Here is a 9,289-nt window from a genome sequence, read left to right as displayed (position 1 = left end):
GCGTCAGGTGCGGGCCGGACGGCCGCGGGTGCCGCGCGCGTCCTCGGACCGAGCCACGCTGTCCGTCGTGATCGGGGCGGGCGCGGCGGCGGGACTGTCGGCGGGCGCAGCAGGGGCCTCGCCGCCGTCGCGGGCGGCGCCGGCCTCTTCCACCAGCCCGTTCGCCTTGAGATCGGCGAGCCGCTGGCGCGAGACGCGGAAGGGCGCCTGATCGGGCATGACGAGCCCGTCCTGGCCCTGACCCTCGCCGGGCTGGCCCATGAAAATCTTGAGCGGGCGCACCAGCACGGTGCCGCTGTCCTCGTTCGCCATGACGGCCTCGCTGTCTGTTGGGGGGGCAAGGGCGGCCGGAAATGGCCGCCCCGTCGCTGGCGAGAGCCGATCAGGCCGGCAGAGTGCCGGTGATGAAGGCGTTCGGCCGCTTGACCACGAGCGCCAGCCGCTCCTCGGCGCGGATCGTGATCATGTTTTTCTCGAAGTCGTCGGCGTTCTCGGTCGAGATCAGCACCTCGATCGCCATGCGGTCGAAGATCTGCGCCGCCGTCTTGAACGCCCCCGTGAGGAAGGTGCCGACCGGCATCGCGAAGCTCGGCGAGACGGGCAGGTTCCAGAGCTGCGGGACGATGCGGCCCTGGGGGTCGCCGATCAGGTAGCGGCCCATGCCGTCCTTGATGGTCTCGATGCGGGCCCAGTCCGTGGGGTTGAGCACGTAGCCGTCCATCGGGAGGAAGGCGAGGACGCCCTGAAGCGCGGCGAGGCGCAGCCGGTCGATGGCGGTCTCGCCCGTCACCTGGAAGGCGCCGGTGTAGGTCGAGGCCTGCGGCACGAGGCCGAGGATGTTGGCGCCGGTGCCGTCGCCAACGAGAAGCTGGTTCTCCTCGGTGAGCTGGATGCCGTAGCGCATCTCGGCGTCGATGGTGCTGCGCAGGCCGGGCGCGTCGTCGAGAATCTGACGAGAGGCCTTGACGAGGTGCGCGATCGTGCGGACCGGAAAGCTCTTCAGGTTCCAGGTGTAGTCCGAGTAGGGCTTGGGCTGGGTCTCGGGCACGGGCGCCGCCGCGTTGGTGCGCGCGGTCTGCACGGCAAATTCGATGGCGTTGGAGGCGGTCTGCCCCTGAGCGAGCAGGTCGCGCACGGTGAGCGGGCGCTGCGGCAGGCCGACGACGCCGGCCAGACGCTCGGCCGGGACCAGCGAGTTCGAGATCGAGTTGGTGTTGCCGAACGTGGCCGGGGCGGTGGTGATCGCCTTCGTCTCGATCGTCATGGCGACCTTGCCGCGCTGGCTGCCGCCGAGGATGGTGGCCTTGACCTCCTCGTTCTCGATGACGAGTTGCCCGAGCGACTTTTGCTCCATCGGCGCGCCCGGCCCGCCACGGCGGGCGGCCTTCTGCTCGGCATCGGCGAGCCGGGTGTCGAACTCGCGGATCTTGATGTTGAAGTCGGACAGGCCCTTGTCGACGGCCGCCTTGGTCTCGTCGCTGAGCGCCCCGGCCTTCTTGGCCTCGCCCAGCGCGCCCTCGGCAAGACGCCTCACCTCGTCGCCGATGGTCTTCAGGTTCGCGGCCGCGGCCTTGAACTCGGCCTCGCCGGCACCGTCGCCCTGGCCGGCCGCATGGGCGGCACCTTCGGGGGCGAGCGCGACGCGGATGCCGCCGATCCCGCAATTGGCGAGGAACGACGCGTGGAAGGCAGCCGGGCGCGCCCCGGCAAGCAGGATGTGGGTCTTCATGGTCGGGTGTCCTGGGATCAGAGCTTGAAGGCGGCGATCTCGGCCAGCAGTTCGCTGAGCGCGGATTTCGCCTCGGGGGGGCTCGCCTGTCCGCCCGGCTCGTCCCGAGCCTGCGTCTTGGGGAAGCCCGCAGCGGCGATGTCGCGGGCCTGCGCGTGCGAGAAGCCGATCTCCCGAAGGGCGCTCTCGAACTCGCGGAGGGTGGAGGGCACCGCTTTGGTGCCGATCTCGGCCATGGGCTCGCCCACGGCGATCTCGTGAAGGTCGCGCAGATGCGACATCAGCTCGGCGCGTTGGCCCGCAGTCGGCGCGTTGCCGCCCGACAGCGTCGCCTGATGCAGGGCGGCCAGCGCCGCGATGCTGGCGCGGGCCCGGTCGCGGTCGACGAAGCCGTGAACCGCCTTCACCTGCGTGATGATGGCGTCGGCGTTGGACGGGTCGTCCACGATGCTGATCTCGACGACGTTGACCGCCTTGAGCTGCCGCCTGGAGCCGTCCGCGCCCTTCACATGCTCGGCGCCGTTCGGCCGGACCTCAAACCCGATCGACAGGCCGGTGAAGGCGCCGTCCACGAGCCCCGCATGCAGATAGCGTCCGGTCTCGGTGCTCATGCCGGCGACCCGGCCCTTCACGTAGAGGCCGCGGCTGTCCTCCTCGACGACGTGGTAGGAGCCGACGCCGCGGCGCCCGCCGAGCTGCGGCAGGCCGTGGTTGAGGTGCATCGCGATCTTGCGGCCCGCGGCCTTGCGCTCGGCCAGGCCGTCGCGGAACGCCCCGGGCAGGATCACGTCGCCGTGGCTGTCCACGGTGCCGAAGACGGCGCCGTAGCCCTCGAACTCGCCGCTGTTCGGCGCGCCCGCGTTCTTCACCTCGAACGGCGCGACGAAGATGTCGGTCATCGTCCTGCTCCCAGCATCTCACGAAGGCGGGCCGCGTCGCCCGGGCCGAGCAGGCCCGTCGCGTGAACGTAGACGGGCCCGATCACGCTGAAGTCGATGCCGCCACGGCCCGACGGGACCGGCCGGTAGCTCTCGGCCTCGTCCACCCACTGCCTGCGGTGAAGGTCCCACAGCCGGCCCGGCTGCGAGCCGTAGACGAGGCGGGTCTCAGGGGCGGGCTGCGGCAGCAGCGCGCCCACCGCGCGGGCGACGCGCGCAAAAAATTCCCGGATCATGCAAGCTCTCGCAAGTATTCTCTTGACAAACACGTGCCATTGGCGCATTCTGATCTTGCCAACACGGAGATACCCGATGCGAACCGAGATCGAGACCGCTATCCGCGCCACCCACTGCTGGATCATGATTCGCTTCTACGGCGCCGCGCTGCCCGCCTCGCTCTCCGCGGCCTACGACGAGGCCGAAGGCGCCTTCGCCATGCTCGCCGAGGCCGCCCCGCGCGAACGTGCCCGGCTGACGCGCCAGGGCTTCGGCGTCGAGACCCTCAAGGGCCTCCAACTCGCCATCGAAGACGCTGGCCTCTGGCCCGCCTACGCCAAGGACGCCCGCCCCTTTACCGGCCGCGCCTACGATCTTGACGAAGGCCTCGCGCTGGCGAGCGCCCTGTGACCGGCGCCGAGCTGCGCTCCGCCCGCGAGGCGCTCGGCCTCAGCGTGTCGCTGTTCGCCGAGCGCCTGGAGGTCGACCAGAGCGCCGTGCGACGCTGGGAAAGCGGCGACCGCGCCATCCCCGGCCCCGTGCGCGTCCTCGTCCGCCTCTGGCTCCGCGAGCGCAGCCGCTGAAGCTTGCCGCTCAGCTCCTGGCCTTGGCCGTCACGCTCCAATCCGGCTCAAAGCTCGAGTCGGCGTTGCGGTCGCGCCGCTCGTCTTCGCCGAACCACTCGGCCTCGGGCAGTAGCTCGTCGGCACAATCTCGCGCGCCGCCCAGCCGGTGGCCTGCTGGCGCCTCGAAAATACAACCGCCCTCATCGGTATCGGCGGCGGGCGCTTGCGTTCCGGCCATCAGGCAAAATTCCCGTTCAGGCGCTCTCGGTGGCGTGCGTTTTTCAGGTCCAAGTGGCCGTCCCAATCGGCTTTCGGCCCGAGGATCTTGCGACCTAACGGCTCGCCATCGGCGCCGCGGGCTCGCGCAAGATTGTGCATCAAGTCGTCGTCCGAACTCGTGTCCAAAATGACCCGCGTAGCCTGTGCGTGCGGTGTGCGAGGGGCGCGTCTCACCGCCATTTCAAGAGCTTCGCGCACGACTGTCGGGCGGTCGGGAGCAAATCCAAGGCGGGCCCACGCATAACCGCCAACGTTGAGGTTGGCGTGTGCGTCGATCCGCGCAACGCCAATACGGTCGTAAGCTTCGACGCTCGACCGCAGCATTGTCTTGGCGTTGCCGCCGCCTTGATATTTCTTTGGCAACTCAAAATATGTATGCCTAACAACCCAAGTATTGCCTTCCCGGATAAAGTTGCGCGTTACTTTTGCGGTCCCCTTGGCGTTGCTCGCAACCATAACCAAGGAGTTCGGTCGAGCGCCAGGCGCCCAAATGACCGACAATTTCTCTTCTTTTGGCACCCCGGACAGGAATGAGGAGGTCGCTTCGCGCAACTGAGCCTCATCGCGGAACAGCCCTTGATCAAGCGTTCTATCACCAATGGTGACTGTGTCGCCGCTGATGTCGCGCTGCGCCGCTGCGCCGGCCCAGCCGCCTGATGACGATTTAGGAACACTCGGACGAGGCGGAGGTGGCGATTCGGGGCGGCTCGCCGCAGGGCTGGGCGGGGAGGCGGCCGCCTGCTCCGCCCCCTTGAAGCCGATGACGCCTTTCTTCTGATCGGCCGCGAGCTTGCGCAGGGCGTAGGCCCGACCCTTCGGATGGGTCTCGACGAACTCTTGGACCGTCGCCTTGCCCTGGTAGGCGCGCACCCGCTTCGACAGCACCTCGATCGTGTCGTCGGCCGAGACGCCGGACGTCTTCAGCGCGGTCTCGCCGGCGAGCGCCTTCTTCGGGGCAGCGGCCCGCGGCTTGCGCGGCGCCTTGGGCGCGTCGTTGCCCGCGCCCGGCTTGTCCTTGAACTGCCCCCGCGGCCCGCGCGGGTGCAGCATCTCGTTGAAGGCCTTTCGGACGGCCGAGGAGACCCCGGTCGCCGCGAGCGGCCCGGCCTTCCCCTTCGATGTGCGTGCCATCAGCCCCTCAGCAGGTCCGCCGAGAAGAGGCCCTTCAGATCGTCGTCGGTGACCGCGTCGATCTCGTCGTCGGTGGCCTCGTCGGGATCGTCGGCGCCATCAGCCGCGCCCTCGGCTGCAGCCTGCGCCTCGGCCATCATCTGCGCGGCGGCCAAGGCGGCTTGCTCCACCAGCACGTCCAGCGGCATCATCGCGCCCTGGATCATCAGGTGGTCGCCGCCCTCGACCGGCGGCAAGTTCTCGTAGCGGCGGGCGTCGTTCGGCGTGTAGATCGCGCCATTGACCATCCCGCGCAGGAACTCGGCCCGGCCCTTCGAGTCGGCGCGCAGCAAGCCCTCGACGTTGAACTCGGCGTAAAACCGATCCCGCTCGCCCGGCCGCAGGCACCGCATCCCGAGCGCCTGCTCGATCTCCTTCATGTGCGTGCGGAGGCAGTAGATGAGAAAGCCGAGGTTCACCTGCTCCACACCGGAGCCGAACATCGTGTGACCTTCGGCAGCGTGCCCGATCAGTATCGGCGGCACACGAAACAGGCGGGCCACAGTCTCAACATTGAAACCGCGCGTCTTCAGCAGCTCCGCGTCGGCCGGCGTGAGGGTCAGGGCCTCCCACTTCCACCCGCCTTCGAGGACCGGCACCTTGCCGGTGTTCTGCGCGCCCTGAAACTCGGTCAGGTAGGCTTTCGCGTCCTGGCGCTGCGTCTTGTCGAGGTAGCTCGGCGCCATGAACACGCCCGACGGGCGCATGCCGTTCTTGAAGGTGGTGCCGGCGACGCGCTCCGCGCCGAGCGCGGCGCCCAGACTGTGACGCCCGGCCGAGACGACGGAGAGGCCCGTCAGCCCGTCGAGCGAGAAGCCCTTGAGGTGGAGGATGTCCTCCTCCTGGTAGACCGTCGTCAGCCCGTCGAAGGTGTAGGTGTAGGTCCGCGACCCGTCCTGCTGGCGCTGCACCTGCATCAGGCTCGGCAGCAGCGGCTCCAGGGCGATCACCGACCCGTCGCCGCGCTTCTGGATCGCGGCGTATCCGTTCCCCCACACCAGCTTGCAGGCGATGATCGCGGTCCAGAACTCGACCGCCGTCATGTCCGCGTTCGGCCGGTCGTGGATCACTCGGTAGAGCGGGTGATCCTTCGCGAGGCGGGCCTCGCCGTCCTCGTCGCCCGCCTCGTAGAGCATCAGCGGGAGCGTCGCGATCGTCTGCGCGATCAGCCAGACGCAGGCCCAGAACGCGTCCAGGGTGAGCGCCGTCTCCGGCGTCACCTTCTCCCCGGAATGCGCGGGCTCAAGGCCGATGTGACGATACAGCTGGGGGTCGGTCAGCCGCAGGGCTTGGCCAAGCGTCGTCACCGCCTTGCGGAACAGGCCCATGCGGTGCCTTTCGGATCAGGCGAACAGCGGTTCCCGAAGGAAATCGCTCGGGTCGGACGGCTTCGCCGGGTCAGGGTTGGTCGCCATCAGCGCGACCGCGTTGAACAGGGCCATCGCCACGTCGATCTTGGCGTCACCCGCGTTCTGCTTCGTCGCCCGGATCGCGGTGGCGGTCGGCTCGATCTTGAGGTTCGACACGCACCAGGCGGCGAGGCCGGAACCAGAGTGCCGGAGCGTGCCGGACGCCAGCTTCCGCTCCGCCGTTTTGATCGCGTTCATCAGGCCGTAGCCCTGGCTGACGCCGATCAGGAGCTTGTCGTCCTGAGTGATGCCGACCTCGGCGAAGGCCTCGATCAGTTCGCCGAGGCCCGCCGGATCGACGCCGACGCAGGCGAGTAGGCCCGCCTCCTTCACCCGCTCGGCGACGGCGACGATCTCGGAGATGTCTTCCAGCGCGTCATCGACGATGGTCAGCTCGCGCGCGGTCGCAAAATCCCGCAGCCGCGCTGCGATGCTCTTTCGCCGTTCCAGCACGCCCTTGTGGGCCCATGCCTTTGTCCAAGCGAGCCAGTCGCGGGTGACGCGATCCCGGCCCACCACGGCGATTCCGAAGATGTCGTCTAGGCCGCCGCCGTCGATGCCGACGCAGACCACCTCGGAGCGGTCGAGCAAGCCTTCCAGTGTCAGGCCGCCGGGCTCCGCGGCGCGCTCCCAGAACTCGGCGCCGGGCCAGCGGTTGGCCCGCAGGCCCATGCCGATCTCGACGTTGAGGTGCTTCGCCAAGAAGGTGCGGCGCGTGTCCTCACCCTTGGCTTCTTCCTTCCGAAGCTCGTCCTCCAGCCACTCACGGCTGACGGATCGATCAATGTTCGGATTGGTGATGTAGAAGTTGTCGGGGTCGAGGTAGGCTTTCGCCTCGATCATGGCCCTCGGGAACTCGTAGATCAGCCCAAAGCTCTTCGGATCGACGACTTTGCCGTCCCGCACATCGCGGAAGTAGTCGAGCTTCGCCTTGAACACCCCCGCGGGCGGTTCATCGCTCTGCGTCGAGAGCGAGATCACGAAGCCCTCGGGCCGGGAGACCAAGCCGCCGGTCGCCTCCCGCAGCATCGCGTCCGCCTTCGGCCGCTTGCCGAAGATCCACAGCTCGTCGATCAGGATGCGCCCGGCCTTCTTACCGGAAACGGTGTCAGTGTCCGCCGCGACGACCTTCAGGGCCGCCCGCGTGCTTAGGTGCGTGATCGTTTTGAGGTGGTCCTGAACGTGCAGGAAGCCACCCTCGCCCGCCGCCGCATCAAGCTCCGGGTCCGCCCGCACCATCGCGGCGGCAGGCTTGTAGGCGTTCTGCGCCACCTCAATCGTCGGCGCGAGGATCAGCACCTCTTCTTCGTGGCGCCAGTTGATGATGAGCGCCGTGAGCATGATGCCGGCGCCGAGGGTCGATTTCGTGTTCTTTTTGCTGATGAGCAGGAAGAACTCGCGGATGAGTTGCTGGCCCAGGTCGGCGTCATAGGCGCCGAAGATGGCCGCGACCCAATCGAAGACCCACGGCTCGCTGACCTCGCCGAAGGTCGGTTGCCCTGGCAGATCAACGACGCGAAGCGACTTGAAGACGTCCAGCGCATCCTGCGCCGCCGCCGGGAACAGCGGCTTGAAAGGGATCATTGATCGCCCGGCGACGATGCGCTTCTCCCAATCCGGACAGGCGGTCGTCCATTCGGGTCTCACGGATTGCTCGACACCAACCGCGGGCCGCTACGCTGGGCGAACTTGCCGCCGTTCGCCGTCGCTTGGTCGGCGGCGGCCTGCCGCTGTTTCTTCTTGCCCTCCGGCGCCGTGGCCTCGGCGAACGTCTTGGCGGCCAGGGCGAGGTTCTTCAGGGTGCCCGCGCGGCTCGACAGGCTGACCGCCTTCATCATCGCGTCCCGACGCCGGGCAGCATCCTTGCCCGGCGTGGCATCCTCGATAGCCTGCTCGATCTCGCCGATGTAGGCGGTGTCGGCCTCCAGCTCGTCGAGCATCCGAACCGCGAGGGATTGGCCGCGGGTGATGATGGTCTCGGGACTGGCGTCCACGAGCACGGCTCCGAGCCTGACGCGCTCGACGATAGGCGCCACAGCATCGGCCAAGGGCTGCGGATCGTGCGGAGTGGGCTGCGGAGCGTCGGCGCCCGGCCGCAGCCAGCCGCCGGCCTTCGCGCGCAGGCGTATCGCCTTCTCGTCGCAGTTGTACCAGCGCGCCAACTCTCTGACAGGCAACGCTGTTTTCGTGTAATCGCGCTCGACCGCTTTCCAGTCGATCGGCTTTTTCGCCTTCGCCATCGTCACGCCGTCCGCAGCACTCCGCGGCCCTCGAATTCACCCACCGGGAAAAAATCTGCGAATGGGCCCCTATGCGGTTGCCGGCCCCCACCCCCCCGACTTTCGACCCTACCCCTCCCTCTGGGGTCAGGCGGTCGTCCGGCGCTTGCGGGCCTGCCTCTCGGCGTGCCGGCGCTGCTGTCGAGTGCGCCGCTCCGGGGTCGCGTGCCCGCTCATGATCCCCGAGGGCCCGCCGCCGCTGCCAAGCATGACGGCCCAATAGAACGCATCAGCGCGGGCTTTCAGGATGTCCAGCGCGGTCACCTTTGGGTGTGTCACAGCCCCAACCTCTCAGCCCGAGCCCGCGCCGTCTTCACCTGATGGTGCTTCGGGCAGAGCGCCTGCCCATTGTCCGGGTCGAGCGCCGCCCCGCCGTCCTTCCGCTCGACGATGTGGTCGGCGTAGAGCCTCACCCCGCCGCGCCCACCCTGCGCCCCGCATCCCGTCCACTGGCAGCGCCAGTGCGCGCGCTTCAGCACCTCCAGGCGCCAGGCCTTGTGCTCGGCCGTCAGCAGCTCGGGATCGGCGCGCTTCGGGGCCGGGCGGGCTGTTCTCGTGTCGAGGGTGCCGAGGCGGGGCTGAAGGGTAGCGAGGCGAGCCATGCCCTAGGCCAAGCATGAAAAAGCCCCGCAGCGATCCTGTCGCTCGGGGTCTAAATGTGCAGAAACCGCACATCAGTGCTTGACCAATGTGCGGTTTCCGC

Annotated in this window: 12 protein-coding genes; 2 read left to right on the top strand and 10 right to left on the bottom strand. The window is 68.4% G+C overall.

Annotated features, from left to right (window positions below):
• Window positions 1-3: 3 nt before the first annotated feature.
• From HNR00_RS17555 to HNR00_RS17540, 4 genes are all read right to left on the bottom strand, one after another.
• Window positions 4-312, bottom strand: coding sequence for a hypothetical protein (locus HNR00_RS17555; RefSeq protein WP_183571651.1), 309 nt, complete (start codon window positions 310-312; stop codon window positions 4-6).
• Window positions 313-382: 70 nt separating this feature from the next.
• Window positions 383-1,729, bottom strand: coding sequence for a phage major capsid protein (locus tag HNR00_RS17550; protein ID WP_183571649.1), 1,347 nt, complete (start codon window positions 1,727-1,729; stop codon window positions 383-385).
• 17 nt (window positions 1,730-1,746) lie between these two features.
• Complete coding sequence (locus tag HNR00_RS17545; RefSeq protein ID WP_183571647.1) at window positions 1,747-2,628, bottom strand: HK97 family phage prohead protease; 882 nt, start codon at window positions 2,626-2,628, stop codon at window positions 1,747-1,749.
• Window positions 2,625-2,903: a hypothetical protein gene (locus tag HNR00_RS17540; protein WP_183571645.1), complete on the bottom strand. Its 279-nt coding sequence runs from the start codon at window positions 2,901-2,903 to the stop codon at window positions 2,625-2,627. The genes HNR00_RS17545 and HNR00_RS17540 overlap by 4 nt, the downstream gene beginning before the upstream one ends.
• 76 nt (window positions 2,904-2,979) lie before the next feature.
• Here HNR00_RS17540 and HNR00_RS17535 point away from each other — a divergent pair, with 76 nt between their 5' ends.
• Window positions 2,980-3,294, top strand: coding sequence for a hypothetical protein (locus HNR00_RS17535; protein ID WP_183571643.1), 315 nt, complete (start codon window positions 2,980-2,982; stop codon window positions 3,292-3,294).
• Complete coding sequence (locus HNR00_RS17530; RefSeq protein ID WP_183571641.1) at window positions 3,291-3,467, top strand: helix-turn-helix domain-containing protein; 177 nt, start codon at window positions 3,291-3,293, stop codon at window positions 3,465-3,467. The genes HNR00_RS17535 and HNR00_RS17530 overlap by 4 nt, the downstream gene beginning before the upstream one ends.
• Before the next feature lie 10 nt (window positions 3,468-3,477).
• Here HNR00_RS17530 and HNR00_RS17525 read toward each other — a convergent pair whose 3' ends face one another.
• From HNR00_RS17525 to HNR00_RS17500, 6 genes are all read right to left on the bottom strand, one after another.
• Complete coding sequence (locus tag HNR00_RS17525) at window positions 3,478-3,687, bottom strand: hypothetical protein (protein ID WP_183571639.1); 210 nt, start codon at window positions 3,685-3,687, stop codon at window positions 3,478-3,480.
• Window positions 3,687-4,859, bottom strand: coding sequence for a hypothetical protein (locus HNR00_RS17520; protein WP_183571637.1), 1,173 nt, complete (start codon window positions 4,857-4,859; stop codon window positions 3,687-3,689). The genes HNR00_RS17525 and HNR00_RS17520 overlap by 1 nt, the downstream gene beginning before the upstream one ends.
• Complete coding sequence (locus tag HNR00_RS17515) at window positions 4,859-6,226, bottom strand: phage portal protein (RefSeq protein WP_183571635.1); 1,368 nt, start codon at window positions 6,224-6,226, stop codon at window positions 4,859-4,861. The genes HNR00_RS17520 and HNR00_RS17515 overlap by 1 nt, the downstream gene beginning before the upstream one ends.
• A gap of 15 nt (window positions 6,227-6,241) precedes the next feature.
• Window positions 6,242-7,891 carry a terminase large subunit gene (locus HNR00_RS17510; RefSeq protein WP_183571633.1) on the bottom strand — a complete coding sequence of 550 codons (1,650 nt, stop codon included), beginning with the start codon at window positions 7,889-7,891 and terminating at the stop codon, window positions 6,242-6,244.
• A 59-nt stretch (window positions 7,892-7,950) separates the two neighbouring features.
• Entirely contained in the window at window positions 7,951-8,547 is a 597-nt protein-coding gene (locus HNR00_RS25350; RefSeq protein ID WP_210306535.1) for a hypothetical protein, read from the bottom strand.
• A 314-nt stretch (window positions 8,548-8,861) separates the two neighbouring features.
• Window positions 8,862-9,188 carry an HNH endonuclease gene (locus HNR00_RS17500; RefSeq protein ID WP_183571631.1) on the bottom strand — a complete coding sequence of 109 codons (327 nt, stop codon included), beginning with the start codon at window positions 9,186-9,188 and terminating at the stop codon, window positions 8,862-8,864.
• Window positions 9,189-9,289 lie beyond the last annotated feature (101 nt).

The sequence above is a fragment of the Methylorubrum rhodinum genome (assembly GCF_014199935.1).
Classification (GTDB): Bacteria; Pseudomonadota; Alphaproteobacteria; order Rhizobiales; family Beijerinckiaceae; genus Methylobacterium; species Methylobacterium rhodinum.
Note: the sequence above shows the minus strand (reverse complement) of the source record. Positions and strands in the feature narration are given on the sequence as shown.